The organism is Mesorhizobium sp. M4B.F.Ca.ET.143.01.1.1, assembly GCF_004792275.1.
GTDB classification, from domain to species: Bacteria; Pseudomonadota; Alphaproteobacteria; order Rhizobiales; family Rhizobiaceae; genus Mesorhizobium; species Mesorhizobium abyssinicae.
The window spans coordinates 245,708-267,075 of the sequence record NZ_SRSR01000004.1; the positions used below are offsets into that span (position 1 = coordinate 245,708).

Here is a 21,368-nt window from a genome sequence, read left to right on the forward strand (position 1 = left end):
TCAAGATGCCCGGCAAACGGCGGACCGCGCGTTTCGCTTTCGGGGCATGAATCCCTGGGGAAAAGCGCTATATATAGACACAAAGGACCGGACCAATGCGCATCGAGCGTCGTTTCACCAAGCCAGGACAATCCGCCTACGCGGAGATCGAATTCCGCAAGGCGCTTTCCGAGATCAAGAATCCGGATGGCTCGGTGGTGTTTCGCCTGGACAATATCGACGTGCCGGCGCAGTTCAGCCAAGTCGCCGCCGACATCCTGGCGCAGAAGTATTTCCGCAAGGCCGGCGTTCCCGCTCGCCTGAAGAAGGTCGAGGAGAACGACGTCCCCTCCTTCCTGTGGCGCTCGGTCCCCGACGAGGCCGAACTCGCCAAGCTCCCCGAGGCCGAGCGCTATGGCTCCGAGATCGATGCCCGCCAGGTCTTCGACCGCCTCGCCGGCACCTGGACCTACTGGGGCTGGAAGGGCGGCTACTTCAAGTCCGAGGAAGACGCGCGCGCCTTCCGCGACGAGCTTGCCTATATGCTGGCCACGCAGCGCGTCGCGCCGAACTCGCCGCAATGGTTCAACACCGGCCTGCACTGGGCCTATGGCATCGACGGCCCAAGCCAGGGCCACTTCTATGTCGACCCCTTCACCGGCAAGCTGACCAAGTCGAAGTCCTCCTACGAGCACCCGCAGCCGCATGCCTGCTTCATCCAGGGCGTGCAGGACGACCTCGTCAACGAAGGCGGCATCATGGACCTGTGGGTGCGCGAGGCGCGCCTGTTCAAATATGGCTCAGGCACCGGCTCCAACTTCTCGCTGCTGCGCGGCGAAGGCGAAAAGCTGTCCGGCGGCGGCCGCTCCTCCGGCCTGATGAGCTTCCTCAAGATCGGCGATCGCGCGGCGGGCGCCATCAAGTCGGGCGGCACGACGCGCCGCGCCGCCAAGATGGTCATCGTCGACGTCGACCATCCCGATATCGAGGAATTCATCGACTGGAAGGTCAATGAAGAGCAGAAGGTCGCCTCGCTGGTGACCGGCTCGAAGATCGTCAAGAAGCACCTCGAAGCGATCATGAAGGCCTGCGTCAATTGCGAAGGCCATGACGACGACTGCTTCGACCCGGCGATCAACACCGCGCTGAAGCGCGAGATCAAGGCGGCCAAGAAGGACGCGGTGCCGGAGAACTATATCTACCGGGTCATCCAGTTCGCCCGCCAGGGCTACACCTCGATGTTGTTCAAGACCTACGACACCGACTGGGATTCGGATGCCTACCTCACGGTCTCCGGTCAGAACTCCAACAACTCGGTGTCGCTGAAGGACAATTTCCTGCGCGCAGTCGAGGCCGATGGCGACTGGCAGCTCACCGCCCGCAAGGACGGCAAGGCGCTGAAGACGCTGAAGGCGCGCGACCTGTGGGAAAAGATCGGCTACGCCGCCTGGGCGTCGGCCGATCCGGGCCTGCACTTCAACACGACGATGAACGACTGGCACACCTGCGCCTCGGCCGGTGCGATCCGGGCTTCCAACCCGTGCTCGGAATACATGTTCCTCGACGACACGGCCTGCAACCTCGCCTCGATCAACCTGCTGCCCTATCGCAATGCCGACGGCACGATCGACATCGCCACTTACGAGCACACGGTGCGGCTGTGGACCATCGTGCTCGAGATCTCGGTGATGATGGCGCAGTTCCCGTCGAAGGAGATCGCCAAGCTCTCCTACGAATACCGCACGCTCGGCCTCGGCTACGCCAATATCGGCGGCCTGCTGATGACCTCGGGCATTCCGTACGATTCCGACGAGGGTCGCGCCATCTGCGCCGCGCTCACCGCGATCATGACCGGCACGGCTTACGCCACTTCGGCCGAGATGGCCGCCGAGCTCGGCGCCTTCCCGGACTATGACCGCAACGCCCAGAACATGCTGCGCGTCATGCGCAACCACCGCCGCGCCGCCTATGGCGACAAGGACGGCTACGAGAAGCTCGCCGTCAACCCGGTGCCGCTGGTCGCGTCCGATCTGAAGCAGCAGGCGCTCGCTGAGCATGCCAAGGCGGCCTGGGACCGCGCCATCGAGCTCGGCGAGGAGCACGGCTACCGCAATGCGCAGGCAACCGTGATCGCGCCGACCGGCACGATCGGCCTGGTCATGGATTGCGACACCACCGGCATCGAGCCCGACTTCGCGCTGGTCAAGTTCAAGAAGCTCGCCGGCGGCGGCTACTTCAAGATCATCAACCGCGCCGTGCCGGAAGCGCTGCGCACGCTGGGCTATTCCGAAAGCCAGATCGCCGAGATCGAGGCCTATGCGGTCGGCCACGGCAACCTCAACCAGGCGCCCGGCATCAATCCCGGCTCGCTGAAGGCCAAGGGCTTTTCCGACGACAAGATCGCGGCGCTGAACGCGGCGCTGAAGTCGGCCTTCGACATCAAGTTCGTCTTCAACCAGTGGACGCTGGGCGCCGACTGGGTGAAGGAGACGCTCGGCTTCACCGACGAGCAGCTCGGCGATTTCTCGTTCGAGATGCTGCCGGCGCTTGGCTTCTCGAAGAAGGACATCGAGGCCGCCAACATCCATGTCTGCGGTGCGATGACGCTGGAAGGCGCGCCGTTCCTCAAGGCCGAACACCTCGCCGTGTTCGACTGCGCCAGCCCGTGCGGCAAGATCGGCAAGCGCTCGCTGTCGATCAACAGCCACATCCTGATGATGGCGGCGGCGCAGCCCTTCATCTCCGGCGCCATCTCCAAGACCATCAACATGCCGAACGAAGCGACGGTGGAGGACGCCAAGAACGCCTACATGCTGTCGTGGAAGCTGGCGTTGAAGGCCAACGCGCTTTATCGCGACGGCTCGAAGCTGTCGCAGCCGCTCAATGCCTCGCTGCTCGCCGATGGCGAGGAGGATGAGGACGAGCTGGTCGAGCAGCTGATCGCGGCGCCCGCAGCGCAGCGCGCCGTGCAGGTGACGGAGAAGATCGTCGAGCGCGTGGTGGAGCGGCTCTACCGCGACCGCGAAAAGCTGCCGAACCGCCGCAAGGGCTACACGCAGAAGGCAGTCGTCGGCGGCCACAAGGTGTATCTCCGCACCGGCGAGTTCGACGATGGCCGCCTCGGCGAGATCTTCATCGACATGCACAAGGAGGGTGCCGCCTTCCGCGCGATGATGAACAACTTCGCCATCGCCATCTCGCTCGGCCTGCAATACGGCGTGCCGCTCGATGAATATGTCGAGGCCTTCACCTTCACCAAGTTCGAGCCGGCCGGCATGGTGCAGGGCAACGACGCGATCAAGAACGCGACGTCGATCCTCGACTACGTGTTCCGCGAGCTCGCGGTCTCCTACCTCGCCCGCCACGACCTCGCCCATGTCGACCAGTCGGACTTCGACAAGACGGCGCTCGGCCGCGGCATCACCGAAGGCAAGGCGACGCCGTTCTCGAAGGGCCTGACTCGCGGCGTTTCGCCGGTCAAGCTGGTCTCGGGCGCCGGCGGCGATCCCAAGGGCTTTAGCGGCTCGGCGCCGGCGACGGCCCCTGCCCGCGCCGCTCCGACCGCCTTCTCCGGCTCCAACGTCTTGACGCTGAAGCCGGCGAGCGACGAGGCCATCGCCTACAAGCGCGACTATGAGGAGCGCGCCAGGGAACTGGCCGAGGACATCGTCGAAGAAGAAGCCGAGGCTTCCAGCACAGAGGCGCTGTTCACCGACGCCGCCGCGCAGGAAGCCGCCGACGCCAAGAAGCTCGCCGCGACACGGCGCCAGCAGTCGCTGCTGCAGGGCTACACCGGCAACGAATGCTCGGAGTGCCACAACTTCACCATGGTGCGGAACGGCACCTGCGAGAAGTGCGACACCTGCGGTTCGACGAGCGGGTGCAGCTGAGGCGATTTAAGCATCTGAAACGGATCGGCCCGGTCGCAAGATCGGGCCGATTTTCTTTTAGACAATCGTGAGCCCGGGAACGATCGATCACATCACCATCAAGGTTTGGCTCAGGTTCGCGTCAGCTGGAGCACCCCTCATCCGGCCGCTTCGCGGCCACCTTCTCCCACAAGGGGAGAAGGGAAAAGCGTCGCGTCATGCCGGCCTGACAGCCAGGAACGTGTTCCATTCCTCGCGATTGCGGCCCTCGTTGAAATCGTCCCGAAGCAGCACCAGCCCGGCGCTTTCGATACGGGCCGCGAAGTCGTCCCGGCGCCACAGGACGGTGTGATAGTTGCCATCCGTCTCGCCGTCGCCATTGCGCATCGACACCAGGAAGGCGCCGCCTGGCCGCAGCGATCCGGCTATCTTGGCGAGCACCTGTTCGATCTGGTCGCGGGGCACATGGATCAGGACGGCGAGCGCAAGCACGGCATCGTAGGGGCCGCCGAGATCGTCGGTGAGGAGATCGAGAAGCTCGCCGTGCTTGCCGCGCGCAGCCTGCAGCTCGAGAAACCGCTTTGTCGCGTCGGTGCGCCGAACCTTGACGCCCAGGCCCTCCAGAAAGTCCGCGTCGTATCCCGCTCCCGATCCGACTTCCAGAATCTGGCCGGCTGTGCCGGCGATCGCCACAAGCCGCTTCAGGGATGCCTGTTCTCTCTCGTTGGGAAAATGCCGCACGATGGCATCGTAACGTTCCGCATAGTCCTCATAGGCGCTGATCGTTTGACGGCTCTTCGCAAGAGCCTGCGATAATGCATCCATCTTTCCCTCCCTCGCGTCGGTCAAGGCGCCGGATTTGCCTCAGCGAAGGGTGCCGGGAGGCACGCGTCCGTCGAGCATGCCGATGTCGCGCAGGAAATGGTCCGATAGCGAACGGCGGTCAAGCAGGCCGCGCGTGCGTGGCCTGACCGGCGCGATGAAGAGGTCGAGAACCGGACGACGAAGCGTGTTGTAAAGGGTGGTGGTCATTGCCGTGTCCTTTCGGGTTCGAGTTCGATGACCAGAGCATGCCGTTTTCCGGCCTTGGATTCCAATCGAACCTCGCGTAGCATGCATCAGGAGGATTGATGCGTCATGAGTTGGGAGCTGCCGCCGCTAGGCGCCATCCGAGTGTTTGAGGCTGCGGCGCGGCTGGGCAGTTTCACCAAGGCGGCCGAAGAACTCGGCATGACCCAGTCGGCGGCCAGCTATCAGATCAAGGTGCTGGAAGAACGCGCGGGAACGCCGCTTTTCATAAGGAAAACAAGACAGATCGCCCTGACCGAGGCCGGACAGCAGTTGGCGCCGCACGCATCAGGCGCGTTCTCGGCCCTGGCCGATGCGTGGGTCGCGACCAAGGGCGGCGCGACCGGCGTGCTGTCGGTGACGACCATGGAGACCTTCGCAACGAACTGGCTGGCCGTATGGCTTGGAACATTCCAGCTGATGCATCCCGATCTCGCCGTGAAGGTGAACACATCGCCGCGTCTGGTCGATTTCACGCGCGAGGACATGGACGTCGGGATCCGCACCGGCACCGGAAAATGGCCCGGCCTGACGGCGCACTATCTGTTCAAGGCTGACTATACGCCGATGCTCAGCCCGAGACTGGCCGAGAGCGTGGGCGGCATCCACCGTCCCGAGGATCTCTACAAGGTGGCGCTATGCTGCGCCGACGATCCCTGGTGGAAGATATGGTTCGAGGCGGCTGGCGTGCCCTTCGAGCCCGATCGCGTCATCGCGGGTCCGACGCTGGGGTCGCAGGCTTACGATGCAATGGCGGCGCTGACCGACCAGGGCGCCGCGATCCTCACCCGCAACATCTATAGCGCCCTGCTGGCCAAGGGACAGTTGATCCAGCCTTTTGAAGTGCTTGGATCCGATGGCGACGGCTATTGGCTGGTGCACCTGGAAAGCCGCCGCAATGCACCCAAGATCAAGGTGTTCCGCGACTGGGTGCTCGCCCAGACGGCTGAGATACGCGAGCGCGAAAGACGCGAGGCGCGATAACATCGAGGCGATGGCCTACGAGGCAGCGCGCCCTCTCCTTCTCCCCCTGCGGGAGAAGGTGGCCGAGCGAAGCTCGGTCCGATGAGGGGTGTTCCAGCTTGACGCCGTCGGATGTGGAGCCGAGCGCTAATCTATTGAAATCGCTCGCTGACAGAGGCGTGGCGCCCCGTCGCGCACCCCTCATCCGTCTCGGCGCTGCGCGCCGATCCACCTTCTCCCACAGGGGAAGAAGGGAAGATGTGCTTCAATCCTTGAAGGTGATGCCGTATTTCGCGGCCTGTTCCTTCGGCATGTCGGCAAACGCCTGGCGCACGGTATAGCCGCCGTAAACCTCGCCGCCGTTCTTGACCATCCAGTCCTCGACGTCGGCTTCCGCCACCGTCATGCGGTCGCCCATCTTGTATTTGGTGCCGTTGACCGGCTCGTCGGCGAGCAGGCCGATGAAGGTGCCGTCGCCCAGGCCGGTGAGCTGCATCCAGATGTGCTCGGTGGCGCCGTTCTGGGTAAGCGGGAACTTCACCGTGTAGGTGCCGGGCGTGCCGGCGGCCATCAGCTCGTGGAAGCGCGGCAGCGTCGAGTGGCCCTTGTTCTTGGCGGCCTGCATCGCCTTGTCTTCGGTGGAATAGGCGACGACGTTCTCCGTCATCGCGCGAGGCGCCGTCTGCGAGGCGCCCGGCGCCGCGGCCGGAATGGCCATCGGCTTGTCGCTCCGCCCGTGCCCGAGCGCATTGAAAAATCCGTAGCCGACAGCGGCCACGAAAACGATTGCCAGAACCGGATTGCGCATCGACCCCTCCATGCCCATTCATGCCGGGCCGCGCGGTGTTGCGCGCGGCATGCATGATCACGCGGATGTTACCAGCCGGGCATTGCAGGACCACTAAGGAAAAAGGTGAGTGGATCCTTAGCAAATCACTGAAAATGCCGCCGGGGGATGGGACGACGGCGGCCTGCCGGTATTCGCGCCAGCCGAGAACGCTCAGTCCGCGTCGGCGACGGTCGTCTGTCCGCCGGCCCATGCTCGCCAGGCGCGCTCGTCGCCATGGAAGACGTTGAGGTCGATGCGGCCCCTCACCCCGTGCGACAGGCCGGAGCCGGAATACTGCCAGAACACCCATTTGCGGCCGGGATAGACCTTTGACGGATGGCGCGCCACGGCGCGCAGCCAGAACGGATAGTCGGGGAAGGCGCCGCGCAGATTGTCGCGATAGAAGTCGGGGCTGGTGTAGATGATCGGACGCTGGCCGTAATAGCGTTCAAGCTTGTCCATGAACACCTGCATCTTCTCCAGCACCGTGTCGCGCGACGGCCGCCGCTTGCAGGACGACTCGCCGTTCCATTCGACGTCGATCACCGGCGGCAGCGCGCCCTCGACCCGCGGCACATTGCGGATGAACCAGTCGGCCTGCTCGCCGGCGGTGCGGCACCAGTAGAAGAAATGATAGGCGCCGCGCTTCAGCCCGGCAGCATCGGCATTGCGCCAGTTGGTCCTGAACATCGGGTCGAGATGATCGCCGCCGTCGGTCGCCTTGATGTAGGCGAAGTTGGCGCCCTGGGCGCGCAGCTTTTCCCAGTTGACGTTGCCCTGCCAGCGCGAAACGTCGACGCCGTGCACGGCAAGGTGCCGGGGCGAGGCGCGGCCGAAATTGATCGGCTTGGCATCGCGGAAGCCATAGCGGGTGACGGGACCGGCCAGCATCGCGGGCGCGGCCCGCGACAGGCGCTTCGGCGGCGCCATTAGGGCTGCCGGCTGGACCGGCGGCTCGACGCTGTCGGGCAGGTTCGGCGCGGGGAACGCGACCGTCTCTTCCTCGGCAAGACTGAACGGAGGCGCATTGTCGTCGGCCACCGGCTCCGGTGGCCGCATGCGCGCGTCGCCAGCCATCGATGTGGTCTCGACCGTCGTTTCCGTTTCGGCCGTGGCCCCGGCCGCCGCGACGGGGGCGCTCGGCCTGACGACGGAACTGGTGGTTTCGTTGGACGGCACCTGCAAGGCGTCCATGCCCGATGTGGACGAGCAGCCGGCAAGGCACAGCGATGCAAGCACAAAACTGACGACGCCTGAGAACCGCATCTGGACCTGTACACAAAACAAAACAGGCCGAGGGCGGATTGCCGCCGGCAGATCCGATTCCTAACGAGAAATTACCAATAAAGTTTGAATCAACTTGTTAGGGATAAATGGCGGCGCCGACGGCATCATCGGAATGTCCTCGGGTCAACGGTGCTTCCCACATCCCGCTTGACAAGCCTCGCCATGATATTATCCTCCACTAATCTTACATCGTAAGGTTAGGCATTCGGGAGGAGAAACCATGTCGTCCGCCCTGTCGGAACTGGAACCCGTGATAGTGCCGGTGCCGCATCCGCCGGCCATCGCGATCGAGGATGTGTCAGGCGACTTCAGCCGCGCCATCGAGCGCGCCGAGGTCAATGCCTGGCTCGACCTCTACGCCGCGGCGCCGGCCGATTTCGCCGCGCGACAGGGGCTTTCGATGGCAGCAGAAGGCGACCTCGCCTGGACGACCTGCACGACCATCCCGTTCATCCATTTCAACTGCGTGAAGAATCTCGGCGTCGACAGCCCGGCCACCGAAAGCCAGCTCGACACGCTGCTGGCGCATTACCGGGCTGCCGGCATTTCGCGGCCCTGGTTCTACGTCAATCCGCACACCGAACCTTCCCGACTCAGATGCTGGCTCGAAGCGCGCGGCCTGCAGCGCCAGGGCGGCTGGGAGCGTATCTATCGCGAAGCGGAGCCACTGCCATCCGAGCCGCTCTTCGCGGCCGACGGGGTTGCTGTCGAGCGCGTTACGAAATCAACGGCGGCGGAATGGGCCGGCTTCATCGACCGTCAGTATCGGCTGGCGACCTCACCCTGGCTGCTGGCGCTGGTCGGCCGCAAGGGCTGGCATCATTACATGCTGAAGCGGGACGGCGCGGTGGTGGCGGTGCGCTCGCTGTTCATCGGCGCCGATGGCGCGGCCTGGAGCGGCATCGACGCACCGGTGCCCGGCATCATGGCGCCGAGCTTCGATCTCGACGCGGTGCTTGGCGAAGCGCTGGTCCGCGACGGCCTTGCGGCCGGCGCGAAACTATTCGTCGCCGACATCGAGGCGCCGCATGAGGAGCGCGACGGCCCTGCTTATCGCAACTATGCGCGCCTTGGCTTCAGGATCGCCTATTTCCGCAGCCATTACAGCTATTTGCCGGCTACTTCCAACTAGTTCTAGCTTGTTCTTTGAATTGCTTTAGACCCGCAGCCATTGCCGGAAGCAGTTCTTGGCGACCATGTGGGCCGGCGGCACCATCGGCTGGCCGGCGCGCATGTCGTCAGCCGCGCCGCCGCGAGCCCTCTCGAGCAGGGTGCGAAGCTCCGCCGGCTGCACGCGGTCGCGCTCCATCACGAGCCGGACCATCGGGTCGTTCAAAAGCTCGTCCAGGGTGTTGATGCTCTCGCTCATCCGTCGCCTCCTCGAATGCCGGCCCGCGCACGATAGATAGGCAGCCAATGATGGCCCGCCAATGACGCTTTGCCGGCTATGTCGTGAATCGAAGATGAAATTTTTGTGCAGGACTGCGTCGAAATGAGTCAGGCCGGTGGCAGGCCCTCATATTGCGGCAGGCCGTCGTCCAACCGTACCCAGGGCTGCTTCGAGGCCGTCCAGAAATGCATGTCGGGCTTGAACAGGGAAGGATCGTCGAGCGAGCCGGAGGTGATGCCAAGAATACCTCTGGAATCGCGCCTGGAAAACAGCGTCGCACCGCAGGCCGCGCAAAAGCCGCGCTTGAGGTCCGGCGAGGAGTTGACCGTCGCCACTTCGCCCTCGACGGTCACGTCGTCGATGCGAAACAGCAGCCGCGCGTTGAACGCCGCGCCGATCGCCTTCTGGCAGATCCGGCAATGGCAGACGCGTTCGTTGATCGGCGCCACCTCGGCGCGGTAGCGCACCGCTCCGCACAGGCAGCCGCCCTGATATTTCGTCATCGCCGGTATCCGTTCGCTTGGGAAGAACGCCGGAACCGTAGCCGGGCGGGTCGCTGCGTCAATTCAAAAGCTTTTATGGAATGCCATCGTTTGCGATGATGCGACCGGCGCAGATGGCAGCGCGTCCAAAAGCACGCGGCCGCCTCCAGGGAGACGGCCGCATGAGATTGCCGACCCGCTATTCGGTTGCGCCGAGCATGTCGTCCCAGCTCTTCACCTTGGTCACACCGTCGAGGAAGGGCAGTGCGGTGGCGGGCAGTTCCGGCGCGAAAAAGATGTCGTAGTGGGTGCGGTTGGGGATGATCGCCAGCCGGTTCTGCGACAGGTTCTCGCGCATCCAGCCGGCATCCTTCTGGCCGCCGCCGAGCATCTGGAAGAACTTGATCTCGTGCTCGGGCTTGTACATGTCGCTGTCGCCGTAGACGAGCATGACCGGCATCTTCAGCTTCGGCACATCGGCCGAGAAGTCGCGCTCGTTGCGCATGAAGTTGCCGAGCGTGTCGAGCAGCCTCGGGAAATCGTCCGGATGCGGCGCCACGGCGACGTAGGATTTGTACATCGGCGTATCCTTCATGAACGGGGCCGCCGCCGCGCTCACCTGCGCCTGCTGCGGGCGCATCTCGTCGTAGAAGCCGTTGGTGGCATATCCCGTCGACACCATCACCAGCCGGCGCACCGCCTCCGGGTGCTGGACAGCCATGCGGAAGGCGACGCCGCCGCCCAGCGAATAGCCCATGACGTCGACCTGGTCGTAGCCAAGCGCCTTGACGATCGCCGCCATGTCGTTGCCCATCGCTTCGACGCTGAACGGCCGCTCGCCAAGCGCGGTGCGGCCATGGCCCTGCAGATCCACGGCGATTACGGTGCGATGCGCGGCGAATTGCGGCAGGACCGGCGCGAACATGTCGGTGGAACCGAGGCCGCCATGCAGCAGCAGCAGCGGCTCGCCCTTGCCGTAGATGGCGTAGTAGTAATTCAGGCCGTCGATCGGCAGCAGGCCGGATTTCTCCGGCTTCACAGGGGCTTTGGTGGCAGCGGTCATGGCAGGCTTTGTCTCCTCGGATTGTGCATCTGGCGCGGCAATCAGCGCCACGGCCGAAGCGAGCATGGCGAAAAACAGGGTCTTGGGCATTTGGTTCTCCTCCAGTTGTGCCCAAAGGACGCGACGGCAGAGCGCAAGCCGACATGGCCGCGAGAAATTTTGCAGCAGATGCGAAATTGGTTAGTGGCGCTTGGCCTGCACCAGATAGGCGTCGATCTCGGTCTCGCCGAGCCATTTGGCGGCTTCCAGCCGGTGCAGGCCTTCAACCAGAATGTGGCGCTTGCCGTCATGGCGGACCTGGATCGGCATTTTCATACCGTTTTCGAGAATGTCCTCGGCCAGATGGCGGACGGTTTCCGGGTGGAGCGTCTTGCGGCGCGCGGCGGGCACATAGATGTCGTCGACCTTGACCTTTTGCACGCGCAGCATGTCGGCTCCCGGCGCTGAAACTTCGCCCTGACTGAGATAGTCTGTTTGCCGGATATGGCCAAGGGCAAGTGGATGCTGGCCCGATCGTTTCCATTTGACGCTTGGCCGGCCAATGGTCTCAATGGCGGCCTGTTGGTTTCAGGTGTTCATTGACGCGACTGCCGACCGAATTCCCCGATTTCGGGCTGACGCCCGAGCAGCGCCGCGAGGCGGTGCGCGGCCATTACTACGAACGGCCCGGCATGGACGGCGCGCGTGGCGAGATCTGGTGCTACAGCGACCGTTTTTCGTACCGCCCCGGCGAAACGATGGCGTTGCATGTCAGCGCGACGGCGCCGCAATTCGGCATCACGATTGTTCGCGACGGCGGCGCCGAAACAAGGGTGTTCGAAAAAACCGGCATCGCGGCGCGCTGGCAGGAGACGCCCGTCCAATGTTCGGTCGAAGGCTGCGGCTGGGACACTTCCTTCGAGTTCCGCATCGGCGATGCCTGGCCGTCCGGCGCCTACCGCGTCACGCTCACGGCCGAGGGCCGTGACGGCACGCCGATCCAGAGCCATCACCTCTTCATCGTCACGCCCCTGCCCGGCAAGAAACCCGGCCGCTTGCTGCAGGTCGCGGCGACGGGAACCTGGCTCGCCTACAACACCTGGGGCGGCTCCAACCACTATCAGGGCATCACCGGCCCGAACCGGGACCAATACGCCACGATGGTGTCGACGCAGCGTCCCTGGTGCCGCGGCTTCGTCGTGTTGCCGAAGGAGGCCCCGCGCGTACCGCTGGAGATCGCGGTGCCGCCGAAGACCGTGCCGCGATATCCGCACATGGAATGGGCCTTCGCCACCGGCCATTCGAAGAAATACGCCTCGTCCGGCTGGGCGAGCTATGACAGCCATTTCTTTCGCTTCGCCGAGCGCGCCGGCTACGCGATCGATCTCGCCAGCCAGCACGAATTGCATTTTTCGCCCAATATCCTCGACGGCTATGACTGCGTCGTCTTCGTCGGCCATGACGAATACTGGACCTGGGAGATGCGCGACGCGGTCGACGCCTATGTGGAGCGTGGCGGCCACGCGGCACGCTTTGCCGGCAACTTCATGTGGCAGACCAGGCTGGAAGACGAGGGGCGGCGGCAGGTCTGCTACAAATACCGGGCGCGCGCCGAGGACCCGGCGTATCGCGGCGGCGACGTGACCCGCGCAACCAACTCCTGGGAAGCGCCCGAGATCGGCCGGCCGGGTTCGGCAACCTTCGGCCTCAATGCGACCAGGGGCGTCTATGCCGGCTGGGGCGGCTGCGCGCCGCGCGGCGTGCGCGGCTTCCCGGTCTATCGCCCCGAACACTGGGCCTTCGCCGGCACCGGCATCTATTACGGAGACCTGCTCGGCGCCGACAGCCATGTCTACGGCTATGAGGTCGACGGGCTGGATTTCGAGATCCGCGGCGGCCTGCCCTACCCGACCGAGCAGAGCGGCGCGCCCGACGGCCTGCAGGTGCTGGCGGTCGGCATGGCGAGCCAGGTCGAGGAAAGCGCGGACATCCCGATCGAGGACCAGTTCCTCACCGACGAGGATGGTCGCTTCACCGCCGAGACGCTGTTCGGCGAAGCCAGCGACGCCAATCTCGACAAGGTCAAGCGCGGCAACGGCATGATCGTCAATTTCCCGCGCGGCAAGGGCGAAGTGTTCCATGCCGGAAGCTGCGAATGGGTCGCCGGCCTGCTAAGGCAGGACGCGATGGTCGAGCGCGTGACGAAAAATGTCCTCGACCGCTATCTCGGAAAGTCCTGACATGCCGAAACCGCAAGTCCAGAATGCAACTGACGCCGAAGCGCGGCCGCCGTCGCATCTGTTCTATCTGTCCAGCCTGCGCCGGCCGCTCGTCGAGCGTGCCGAGGGCATCTATTTCTGGACCAAGGACGGCCGCCGCTTCATCGACGGATCGAGTGGACCGATGGTCGCCAATATCGGCCATTCCAACCGCAATGTGCTCGACGCCATGAAGCGGCAGATGGACAAGACCACCTTCGCCTATCGGCTGCATTTCGAGAACGAGCCCGCGGAAGAGCTGGCGCGGGAGCTGGCCGGCAAGCTGCCCGCCGGCATGGACCGCATCTTCTTCGTCTCCGGCGGCTCGGAGGCAACGGAATCCTGCATCAAGCTTGCCCGGCAATGGGCGGTTGCCACCGGCCAGCCCAAGCGCTGGAAGGTGATCGGCCGCTTCCCTTCCTATCATGGCGGCACGCTCGGCTCGCTCGCGGTCACCGGCGACGATGCGCTGGCCGAGACTTTCCTTCCGATGATGCGGGCGATGCCGACCGTGCCGGCGCCGACGGCTTGGCGCGACCGCGACAACCTCTCGCTGGAACAGCGCGGCATCCGCTATGCCGACATGCTCGAAGAAAAGATCCAGGCCGAAGGCCCGGAGAGCGTGCTCGCCTTCATCATGGAACCGGTCGGCGGGGCGGCAACGGCCGCTCTTGTCGCGCCCGACAGCTACTATCCGCGCATCCGCGAAATCTGCGACCGCTACGGCATCCTTCTGATCCATGACGAGGTGATGAGCGGCGCCGGCCGAACCGGCAAATTCCTCGGCGGCGACCACTGGAACTGCAAGCCGGACCTGGTCGCGCTGTCGAAGGGGCTGGGCTCGGGCTACGCGCCGCTCGGCGCGCTGGCCGCACCGAAGCGGCTGGTCGAGCCGCTGCTTGCCGCCGGCGGCTTCCAGCATGGCCACACCTATGCCGGCAATCCGCTCGCCTGCGCCGCTGGGCTCGCAGTGCTCGGCGAGATGGGTCGTCTCGACCTTATCGCCAACGCCGCCGCCATGGGCGACGTGCTGATCGGCGAACTGAGGGCGTTGCAAAAGCGCTTTCCCTTCATCGCCGACGTGCGCGGCAAGGGTCTGCTGCTCGGCGCCGAAATGGTTGCCGATCCGGAGACGCTGACGCCGATCGCGCCGGGCAAGAAGGCGACGCAGCGCCTGCTCGACCTCGCTTATGAACGCGGCCTCATCATCTACGGCCGCAAGGTCAAGGGCGGCGTCGACGGCGACAATTTCATGGTCGCGCCACCAATGATCATCACGCGCGAGCAGATCGGCGAGATGATCGCCATCATCGGCGACTCGCTGGCAGCGCTCGCCGCCGAACTCGACCTGCCGGTCGAAAGCTGAAGGGGTAGAACAAGATGGCGACGAGAAAAGTCATCATCACCTGCGCCGTCACCGGCTCGGTGCATACGCCGTCCATGTCGCCCTATCTGCCGGTCACACCAGACCAGATCGCCACGGACGCCATTTCCGCCGCCGAAGCCGGCGCCTCGATCCTGCATCTGCACGCCCGCGATCCTAAGGACGGACGGCCGACCGCCGACCCGGAAGTGTTCATGCATTTCCTGCCGCGCATCAAGCAGGCGACCGATGCGGTGATCAACATCACCACCGGCGGCTCCTCATTGATGACCCTCGACCAGCGGCTCGCCGCACCGCTCCGGGCCGAGCCCGAAATGTGCTCGCTCAACATGGGCTCGATGAATTTCGCCCTGTTCCCGATGCTCGACAAGCCGCGGGAGTGGCAGCACGAATGGGAGCCGAAACTGCTCGAGGCTACCCGCGACACGATCTTCAAGAACACGTTCGCCGACATGGAGACGGTGCTGGAAAAGCTCGGTAAAGGCTGCGGCACGCGCTTCGAGTTCGAATGCTACGACGTCGGCCACCTCTATTCGCTGGCGCATTTGCGCGATCGCGGCCTGGCGTCCGGGCCGCTGTTCCTCCAATTCGTGCTCGGCATTTTGGGCGGCATTGGCGCCGATCCCGACAATCTCATCCACATGAAGCGCATCGCCGACAAACTGTTCGGCGACAGCTACCAATTCTCGGTTCTCGCCGCCGGCCGCCACCAGATGCCGCTGATCTCGATCGCCGCCGCCATGGGCGGCAATGTCCGCGTCGGGCTGGAGGACAGCCTCTACGATGGGCGGCAACTGGCGAAGTCGAATGCCGACCAGGTGCGGCGCATACGCTCGGTGCTGGATGGCCTGTCGCTGGACGTGGCGACGCCCGCGGAAGCGCGCGCAATGCTGGCGCTGAAGGGCGGCGACCGGGTGGCGTTTTGAAGTGCGGGGGGTGAGATGATAGCGCCCAGCCCTACCCCCCTCTGGCCTGCCGGCCATCTCCCCCTCAAGGGGGGAGATTGGCAGCTTCGACGTGTCTGCCTCTTCTCCAGCTTTGGCGATTGGCGAAAGCCTCGGCGACATCCGATCTCCCCCCTTGAGGGGGAGATGTCCGGCAGGACAGAGGGGGGTGCCTTGGCGCCCCGTCTATCGTGAGCAAGGCAATCACCCTTCGCCCGGGCACAATCGACGACGTCGACACCATTTACGCCGCGCTTCTCAAACTCGGCACCCATATCGGCGCGCATCAGGAGATCACCTCGACAGCGGATGACCTCCGCCGCTACGGCTTCGGCGAAAAACCCGCCTTCTCCACCTTGATCGCCGAGGTCGACAGCGAATTCGCCGGCCTCTGCCTGCACTTCCCGATATTCTCGACCTGGATGGGGCGTCCCGGCGTCTATGTGCAGGACCTCTATGTCGAGGACCCCTTTCGCGGCCGCCGGATCGGCGAAAAACTGTTGCGGCGCGTGGCGAAGGAATGCCGTGCTGCAGGCGGCGTCTATCTCAGGCTCTCCGTCGACACGGACAACGAAACGGCCAAGGCCTTCTATGAAAGGCTGGGCATTGGCTGGTCGAGCTACGAACAGACCCAGAAGATCGTCGGCGACGCCTTCTTCGCCTTTGCGGATGCACCAGAGGACAGCGCATGAAAACCTATTATGCCGAGGAACAGAAGCGCCACGATCCCAAGGCTTTTCTCTCCAGCGGCGCCCAGCAGCCCAATCCGGAAAAACCCGAGCGCATCGAGAGATTGCTGGCCGGCGCGAAAGCCGCCGGTTCGGCGATCGAACGGCCGCGGAACCATGGGCTGGGTCCGGTCGCGGCGGTGCACACGCCCGAATATCTCGACTTCCTCGAGCATATTTTCGAGCGCTGGCAGCGTATCGAAGGCGCCTCGGCGGAAGTGATCCCGAACATCCATCCGATCGCCCGTGGCGGTTCTTATCCTGCGTCCGCCGTTGGCCAGGCCGGCTACCACATGGCGGACACAGCGTGCCCGATCTCGGCCGAAACCTGGAACAGCTCGCTGTGGAGCGCCTGGAGCGCCGTGGAGGCGGCCGAAGCGGTGATGGCGGGCGCGTCTTCGGCCTACGCGCTCTGCCGTCCGCCCGGCCATCATGCCTTCGTCGACGTCGCCGGGGGATTTTGCTTCATCAACAATTCGGCGGTCGCGGCGCAGGTGCTGCGAAGGAGCGCGGCACGGGTGGCGATCCTCGATGTCGACCTGCATCACGGCAACGGCACGCAAGGTATCTTCTATGCAAGGCCGGACGTGCTCACGGTGTCGCTGCATGCCGATCCGGTGCGCTTCTATCCGTTCTTCTGGGGGTATGCGGACGAGCGCGGCGAAGGCGCCGGCCTCGGCTACAATCTCAACCTGCCGCTGCCGCGCAAATCCGGCGACGCTGCGTTTCTCGAAGCGCTCGCGACCGCCTTCCGGCGCATCCGCGCCTTTGCGCCGGAGGCGCTTGTCGTGGCGCTCGGGCTCGATGCTTTCGAGGGCGACCCGTTTGGTGGCCTTTCCGTCACGACGCCCGGCTTCTCGCGCATCGGCGAGGCCATCGCCGGGCTCGGCCTGCCGACGGTGATCGTCCAGGAGGGCGGCTATCTGTGCGACGCGCTCAGGGACAACCTCACTGCTTTCCTGACCGGCTTCGGCGGCAAGCAGCGATGAGCAATTCCAGGAAAAGTGCGTAGCGGTTTTCCGTCCGGAATTGCGTGAAAGCAACGTGGCTCAGGCTCGCTGCTGCCTCAGCATGGCCACGACCCGGCGCACGCTTTCCAGCGTCTCGTCGATCTCGCCCGCCGTGTTGTAATGGGCGATGCCGATGCGCACGACGCCCTCGCCGGCCGGAATGCCGAGCTGGTGGACGATCTCCCAGGCATAGTTGTGGCCTGACCAGAGGAAGATGTTTTCGGCGTTCATCTGCCGCACGATCGTCTCCGGCGCGATGCCCTCGACGGTAAAGGACACGGTCGGCACGCGCTCGCCGATCCGCGCCGGATCGGTGATGCCGTGGATGGTCAGGCCGGCAATGCCAGACAGGCCGTCGATCAGCTTTTGCGCCAGCGTGTTCTCGTAGGCGATCGACACTTCGAACGCCCTGGTGATCCGCTGCCGCCGCGAGCCGCCCTCGCCCGCCGCCGCGCCGAGATCGGCGAAATAATCGACCGCCGCGCCGAGACCGGCCATCAGCTCGATCTGCGGCGTGCCGAGCTCGAAGCGTTCCGGCAGGCCGTTGGACGAGCAGCGGCATTTGTAGGGTTTCAGCGCATCAATGAGGTCGCGGCGCCCCCACAGGATGCCCATGTGCGGGCCGAAGAATTTGTAGGCCGAGCAGACGAGGAAATCGCAGCCGAGCGCCTGCACGTCGACCAGGCCATGCGGCGCGAACTGCACGGCATCGACATAGACCAGCGCGCCTGCCTGCTTGGCTACGGCCGTCAGCGCCTTCACCCGGTTGATCGAGCCGGTGAGGTTCGAGGCATAGTTCAGCGCCACGAGCCGCGTCTTTTCCGAGAGCAGCGCACTCAACGCCGCTTCCTCGACCTGCCAGCTTTTCTCGTCAAACGGCAGGAAGCGCACGACGAGGCCAAGGTCCTCGGCAAGCTGCAGCCAGGGCGAGACATTGCCCTCATGATCCATGCGGGTGACGATGATCTCGTCGCCTGGCTTCATCGCGCGGCCGAGCGTGCGCGACATGTGGTAGGTCAGCGTCGTCATGTTGGCGCCGATGATGATCTCCTCGGCGCTCGCGGCACCGAGGAAATCGGCCATTGCCGCATGCGCGCCGTCGACCACTTCCTGCGCCACCAGCGTCGTTTCGAAGAAGCCGCCGAGATTGGCGTTGGTGGTAAGCAGGCAGCGCGACACGGCGTCGGCCACCGCCTGCGGCACCTGCGTGCCGGCCGGGTTGTCGAGATAGATGCGGCGGCGGTCCTTGTCGGTCAGCGACAGCGCCGGAAATCTTCCCCGCACGGTTTCGATTGGAAAGTTCATTGCCGTCCCCTCCCTTTTGTTATCGTTGAACAATTCTGGTCAAGGACACGGATTGCCGACGCGCTGATGAACCGCATCGACCGCCTTCTGCATCTCCTCGGTCCATCTGACCTCGGCCGAGGACAACGCCGTTTCCAGCTGCCAGATCGCCGTCGCGCCGATGATGTTCGAGGTGACGAAGGGCCTGCTCGAGACATAGGCATTGGCAAACAGCGCCGGCTCAATGCCGAAGGAGCGCGCCAGCTCGTTGTATTCGAGCAGGACTTGCGCCGCATTCGGCGTCTCGTAGCGCTGGCCACGGTTGAAAAGCTGCGAGCGCGAGCCTTGCGGGCGCGCGCCATGGTCGTATTTGCCGGTCAGATAGCCCTGCGCCAGCGGCGAATAGGGCAGGAAGGCGATCTGCTCGCGCTCGCAGACCTCGGCGAGGTTCACCTCGAAGGTGCGATTGACGAGGCTGTAGGCGTTCTGCAGCGAGACGGGCCGCGGCCCGTCGCCCTTGTCGGCCTCGCCAAGGAAGCGCATGACGCCCCAGGAGCTTTCGTTCGACAGGCCGAAATGGCGGATCTTCCCGGCCTTCACCAGTTCGTCGAAGACGCCAAGCGTCTCGGCGATCGGCGTCTCGCCTGCCGGCGCGCCTTCGGTGTCGGCGCGTCGCGCCACCGCGCCGACGCGCGTCGGGTTGGCGCCCCAGGGAATGTCCCGTTCCGGCCAATGGATCTGGTAGAGATCGATGTAGTCGGTGCCGAGCTTGGTCAGCGACTTCTCGACGGCGTCGAAAATGTCGGCGCGCGCCAGCTTCGACGGGCGGTCGCCGCGAAACCAAATGTTGCCGGTGCGACCGACCACCTTCGAGGCGATGATCACCTTGTCGCGATTGCCGTTGGCCTTCATCCAGCTGCCGATGATCTTCTCGGTCCGCCCCTGCGTCTCCGCCTTGGGCGGGATCGGGTACAGCTCGGCCGTGTCGATGAAATTGACGCCGCGCTCAAAGGCCAGGTCCATCTGCGCATGGCCTTCGGCCTCGGTGTTCTGCTGGCCCCAGGTCATCGAGCCCAGGCAGATTTGAGACACAAGAAGATCGGTCCGACCGAGACGGCGTTTATGCATGGGAATTTCTCCGGCGGGGAACTTTTTTGCGCGAAGCGCAGGAGGAAATCCGACCATAAAGCAAAGGGCGGGTGTTCTCCAAGCCCGGCCCGGACGACTTTCGCGTGAACTTGTAGAGGGCTAGCGCCGGGCTCCGGCCACGGCGCGCCGCTTGGCTTCATCGATCAGCATGTTGGCCACCTGCATGCGGATCATGGCGCGCTGGCGCAGATGCGGGGCAACTCGGTCCGGGTGGTTGGCGAAAGCGAAGCTGCGCCGCATGCGGCCGAGGTCGGCGCTCTTCACCGGATGATCGAGGCCAAGCTCGGCGGCGATCGCGTCGGGGTCGATCGGCGGCAGTTTTTCCTCCGGCCTTGCCTGCTCGCCGGCCAGTGCCAGCTTCGCCTGATCGAGCAGCGCGGCGAATTCGGCGGCGAGATCGGCGCCTGCCTCCCGGTATTCGGCCGCGAACGTCTCGCCGGCAACCTTGATGCGGCCGGAATGAAGCTCGTCCGCCACCGAGAGATAGTCGAACGGAATTGTCGGCCGCGCCGCCGCCTCATCGCCTGCCTCGGCCTTGTCGGAGGCAACGAAGAGATCGTCGAGCAAGGACGCGAAATCCCGCTTGGCTCCGGTGCCGATGTCAGCCTCCCGTCTCGTCAAGCACATATGTGAGACGGTCGCACCATAGAGCTTGCTCGTTAAAAATGAATGCCTTCGACGTTAACCAGTTTAGCCGTTCGCCAGCGCCATAGCAAAAAAGCCGGACTGCATTTCCTGCAGCCCGGCAAGGTCGCCAGGAGTGGCGAGGAAAAAGCCGGCCATGGGCCGGCACCACGCCTACGTTCGACAGACCGTAAAAGTTTCAAAAAAAATCGATTGTGACGAAAAAAATCGTCCGGGCATGGCTGCCATGCAATTGCTGCACTGCACAATTTTAACATTCGCCCTATATATTTGAGTCGGGAGGACCAACTAGGGGCCATGGATCATGGGGTTCTTCACCGAAATGTTCGCGCGGCCGCGGCCGCAGGACCATCAGCGCTACCGCGCAGCCTTGGCGCTGCTGCATTCAATGAGCAATGCCGACCGCGCCGACATCGGCATCAAGCCAGCCGATTTCCCGCGCATCGCGCGCGAAATGTCCACGCGCTGAGTCTGTCCAGCAAGAGGTTTCCCGGCAGCACCGGGAAACCTCAAGACTTTCAACGTCCCAGAAAAACCGCCTTGCCGAGCGGCACGCCGTTGTGCCGCAGGATGTCGTAGGCGGTGGTCACGTGGAAATAGAAGTTGGGCATGGCGGCGTGGAGCAGGTATTGCAAGCCCGGCATCGAGACTTCCCGCCCGCCGAGCCGGAGTTCGATCGTGCGCTCTTCCGAGTTATTCAGGTCGGCTGCCGAAAACGTCGCCAGATGATCGACCGTCTTGGCGATGCGAGCCTGCAGGTCGGCGAAACTCGCCTCGTTGTCCTCGTATTTCGGCACTTCGCGGCCGGCGAGCCGCGACGGCGCGCCCTTGGCGTGATCGGTGGCGATCTGCACCTGCCTGGTCAGCGCGAACATGTCGGGGGCCAGCCGCGCGGTCAGAAAGACCTGCGGGTCGATCTTGCGATCGACCGCGTTCTGTTCGGCCAGCGACAGCACATTGGAGAGTGACTTCAGCCTGGCCGAAAACACCGGCACCGAGGCGTCATACATCGAAATCGTCATCTTGCTTTCTCCCAGTCGAGCGAACGGGAGCTAGC

Annotated in this window: 21 protein-coding genes; 9 read left to right on the forward strand and 12 right to left on the reverse strand. The window is 64.4% G+C overall.

Annotation, left to right across the window (positions count from 1 at the left end):
- Positions 1-95 precede the first annotated feature (95 nt).
- Positions 96-3,869: a vitamin B12-dependent ribonucleotide reductase gene (locus EN786_RS11845; protein ID WP_127285452.1), complete on the forward strand. Its 3,774-nt coding sequence runs from the start codon at positions 96-98 to the stop codon at positions 3,867-3,869.
- Between the two features lie 195 nt (positions 3,870-4,064).
- Here EN786_RS11845 and EN786_RS11850 read toward each other — a convergent pair whose 3' ends face one another.
- The gene (locus EN786_RS11850; protein ID WP_127285451.1) at positions 4,065-4,673 is read right to left on the reverse strand and encodes a class I SAM-dependent methyltransferase; all 609 of its coding nucleotides are present in this window, start codon (positions 4,671-4,673) and stop codon (positions 4,065-4,067) included.
- Positions 4,674-4,712: 39 nt separating this feature from the next.
- Entirely contained in the window at positions 4,713-4,880 is a 168-nt protein-coding gene (locus tag EN786_RS37685; protein WP_189524280.1) for a hypothetical protein, read from the reverse strand.
- A gap of 105 nt (positions 4,881-4,985) precedes the next feature.
- Between EN786_RS37685 and EN786_RS11855 the strand changes: the two genes are divergently transcribed.
- Positions 4,986-5,900 carry a LysR family transcriptional regulator gene (locus EN786_RS11855; protein WP_127285450.1) on the forward strand — a complete coding sequence of 305 codons (915 nt, stop codon included), beginning with the start codon at positions 4,986-4,988 and terminating at the stop codon, positions 5,898-5,900.
- Between the two features lie 244 nt (positions 5,901-6,144).
- Here EN786_RS11855 and EN786_RS11860 read toward each other — a convergent pair whose 3' ends face one another.
- Entirely contained in the window at positions 6,145-6,687 is a 543-nt protein-coding gene (locus EN786_RS11860; protein WP_127287014.1) for a DUF2314 domain-containing protein, read from the reverse strand.
- A 192-nt stretch (positions 6,688-6,879) separates the two neighbouring features.
- A complete protein-coding gene (locus EN786_RS11865; protein WP_127287013.1) occupies positions 6,880-7,974 on the reverse strand; it encodes a GH25 family lysozyme in 1,095 nt (364 codons plus the stop codon).
- Between the two features lie 241 nt (positions 7,975-8,215).
- On the opposite strand from EN786_RS11865, the gene EN786_RS11870 reads away from it, so the two are divergent.
- Complete coding sequence (locus tag EN786_RS11870) at positions 8,216-9,127, forward strand: hypothetical protein (protein WP_127287012.1); 912 nt, start codon at positions 8,216-8,218, stop codon at positions 9,125-9,127.
- A gap of 24 nt (positions 9,128-9,151) precedes the next feature.
- On the opposite strand, the gene EN786_RS11875 is transcribed toward EN786_RS11870, so the two are convergent.
- The 4 genes from EN786_RS11875 to EN786_RS11890 form a co-directional block, all read right to left on the reverse strand.
- Complete coding sequence (locus EN786_RS11875; protein ID WP_127287011.1) at positions 9,152-9,364, reverse strand: hypothetical protein; 213 nt, start codon at positions 9,362-9,364, stop codon at positions 9,152-9,154.
- Between the two features lie 128 nt (positions 9,365-9,492).
- Positions 9,493-9,888, reverse strand: a complete 396-nt coding sequence (locus tag EN786_RS11880) for a GFA family protein (protein ID WP_127287010.1) — start codon at positions 9,886-9,888, stop codon at positions 9,493-9,495.
- A 178-nt stretch (positions 9,889-10,066) separates the two neighbouring features.
- Positions 10,067-11,020 carry an alpha/beta hydrolase gene (locus tag EN786_RS11885; RefSeq protein WP_127309557.1) on the reverse strand — a complete coding sequence of 318 codons (954 nt, stop codon included), beginning with the start codon at positions 11,018-11,020 and terminating at the stop codon, positions 10,067-10,069.
- A gap of 90 nt (positions 11,021-11,110) precedes the next feature.
- A complete protein-coding gene (locus EN786_RS11890; RefSeq protein WP_126054808.1) occupies positions 11,111-11,359 on the reverse strand; it encodes a ParB N-terminal domain-containing protein in 249 nt (82 codons plus the stop codon).
- A gap of 149 nt (positions 11,360-11,508) precedes the next feature.
- On the opposite strand from EN786_RS11890, the gene EN786_RS11895 reads away from it, so the two are divergent.
- The 5 genes from EN786_RS11895 to EN786_RS11920 all read left to right on the forward strand — a co-directional run bounded on the left by EN786_RS11895 (position 11,509) and on the right by EN786_RS11920 (position 17,212).
- A complete protein-coding gene (locus EN786_RS11895; protein ID WP_127309556.1) occupies positions 11,509-13,149 on the forward strand; it encodes a N,N-dimethylformamidase beta subunit family domain-containing protein in 1,641 nt (546 codons plus the stop codon).
- 1 nt (position 13,150) lies between these two features.
- Positions 13,151-14,533 carry an aspartate aminotransferase family protein gene (locus tag EN786_RS11900; RefSeq protein WP_127309555.1) on the forward strand — a complete coding sequence of 461 codons (1,383 nt, stop codon included), beginning with the start codon at positions 13,151-13,153 and terminating at the stop codon, positions 14,531-14,533.
- 14 nt (positions 14,534-14,547) lie between these two features.
- Complete coding sequence (locus EN786_RS11905) at positions 14,548-15,477, forward strand: 3-keto-5-aminohexanoate cleavage protein (protein ID WP_127286617.1); 930 nt, start codon at positions 14,548-14,550, stop codon at positions 15,475-15,477.
- A gap of 209 nt (positions 15,478-15,686) precedes the next feature.
- Entirely contained in the window at positions 15,687-16,187 is a 501-nt protein-coding gene (locus EN786_RS11915) for a GNAT family N-acetyltransferase (protein ID WP_245478192.1), read from the forward strand.
- Positions 16,184-17,212: a histone deacetylase family protein gene (locus EN786_RS11920; RefSeq protein WP_127309553.1), complete on the forward strand. Its 1,029-nt coding sequence runs from the start codon at positions 16,184-16,186 to the stop codon at positions 17,210-17,212. The genes EN786_RS11915 and EN786_RS11920 overlap by 4 nt, the downstream gene beginning before the upstream one ends.
- Positions 17,213-17,272: 60 nt before the next feature.
- On the opposite strand, the gene EN786_RS11925 is transcribed toward EN786_RS11920, so the two are convergent.
- From EN786_RS11925 to EN786_RS11935, 3 genes are all read right to left on the reverse strand, one after another.
- On the reverse strand, positions 17,273-18,538 hold the full coding sequence (locus EN786_RS11925) for a cysteine desulfurase-like protein (RefSeq protein ID WP_127309552.1): 1,266 nt from the start codon (positions 18,536-18,538) through the stop codon (positions 17,273-17,275).
- Positions 18,539-18,577: 39 nt separating this feature from the next.
- A complete protein-coding gene (locus tag EN786_RS11930) occupies positions 18,578-19,645 on the reverse strand; it encodes an aldo/keto reductase (RefSeq protein WP_127309551.1) in 1,068 nt (355 codons plus the stop codon).
- 120 nt (positions 19,646-19,765) lie between these two features.
- Positions 19,766-20,233: a hypothetical protein gene (locus tag EN786_RS11935; RefSeq protein ID WP_127286912.1), complete on the reverse strand. Its 468-nt coding sequence runs from the start codon at positions 20,231-20,233 to the stop codon at positions 19,766-19,768.
- 382 nt (positions 20,234-20,615) lie between these two features.
- Here EN786_RS11935 and EN786_RS11940 point away from each other — a divergent pair, with 382 nt between their 5' ends.
- On the forward strand, positions 20,616-20,780 hold the full coding sequence (locus tag EN786_RS11940) for a hypothetical protein (protein WP_126054817.1): 165 nt from the start codon (positions 20,616-20,618) through the stop codon (positions 20,778-20,780).
- 49 nt (positions 20,781-20,829) lie between these two features.
- On the opposite strand, the gene EN786_RS11945 is transcribed toward EN786_RS11940, so the two are convergent.
- Entirely contained in the window at positions 20,830-21,333 is a 504-nt protein-coding gene (locus tag EN786_RS11945) for a DUF1993 family protein (RefSeq protein ID WP_127309549.1), read from the reverse strand.
- Positions 21,334-21,368 lie beyond the last annotated feature (35 nt).

Bases quoted from the DNA above. Each gene is read 5' to 3' on its own strand.
- EN786_RS11880 (WP_127287010.1), bottom strand. From the start codon at position 9,888: ATGACGAAATATCAGGGCGGCTGCCTGTGCGGAGCGGTGCGCTACCGC.
- EN786_RS11865 (WP_127287013.1), bottom strand. From the start codon at position 7,974: ATGCGGTTCTCAGGCGTCGTCAGTTTTGTGCTTGCATCGCTGTGCCTT.
- EN786_RS11930 (WP_127309551.1), bottom strand. From the start codon at position 19,645: ATGCATAAACGCCGTCTCGGTCGGACCGATCTTCTTGTGTCTCAAATC.
- EN786_RS11860 (WP_127287014.1), bottom strand. From the start codon at position 6,687: ATGCGCAATCCGGTTCTGGCAATCGTTTTCGTGGCCGCTGTCGGCTAC.
- EN786_RS11905 (WP_127286617.1), top strand. From the start codon at position 14,548: ATGGCGACGAGAAAAGTCATCATCACCTGCGCCGTCACCGGCTCGGTG.
- EN786_RS11900 (WP_127309555.1), top strand. From the start codon at position 13,151: ATGCCGAAACCGCAAGTCCAGAATGCAACTGACGCCGAAGCGCGGCCG.
- EN786_RS11870 (WP_127287012.1), top strand. From the start codon at position 8,216: ATGTCGTCCGCCCTGTCGGAACTGGAACCCGTGATAGTGCCGGTGCCG.
- EN786_RS11890 (WP_126054808.1), bottom strand. From the start codon at position 11,359: ATGCTGCGCGTGCAAAAGGTCAAGGTCGACGACATCTATGTGCCCGCC.
- EN786_RS11920 (WP_127309553.1), top strand. From the start codon at position 16,184: ATGAAAACCTATTATGCCGAGGAACAGAAGCGCCACGATCCCAAGGCT.
- EN786_RS11940 (WP_126054817.1), top strand. From the start codon at position 20,616: ATGGGGTTCTTCACCGAAATGTTCGCGCGGCCGCGGCCGCAGGACCAT.
- EN786_RS11885 (WP_127309557.1), bottom strand. From the start codon at position 11,020: ATGCCCAAGACCCTGTTTTTCGCCATGCTCGCTTCGGCCGTGGCGCTG.
- EN786_RS11925 (WP_127309552.1), bottom strand. From the start codon at position 18,538: ATGAACTTTCCAATCGAAACCGTGCGGGGAAGATTTCCGGCGCTGTCG.
- EN786_RS11845 (WP_127285452.1), top strand. From the start codon at position 96: ATGCGCATCGAGCGTCGTTTCACCAAGCCAGGACAATCCGCCTACGCG.
- EN786_RS37685 (WP_189524280.1), bottom strand. From the start codon at position 4,880: ATGACCACCACCCTTTACAACACGCTTCGTCGTCCGGTTCTCGACCTC.
- EN786_RS11855 (WP_127285450.1), top strand. From the start codon at position 4,986: ATGAGTTGGGAGCTGCCGCCGCTAGGCGCCATCCGAGTGTTTGAGGCT.
- EN786_RS11850 (WP_127285451.1), bottom strand. From the start codon at position 4,673: ATGGATGCATTATCGCAGGCTCTTGCGAAGAGCCGTCAAACGATCAGC.
- EN786_RS11945 (WP_127309549.1), bottom strand. From the start codon at position 21,333: ATGACGATTTCGATGTATGACGCCTCGGTGCCGGTGTTTTCGGCCAGG.
- EN786_RS11875 (WP_127287011.1), bottom strand. From the start codon at position 9,364: ATGAGCGAGAGCATCAACACCCTGGACGAGCTTTTGAACGACCCGATG.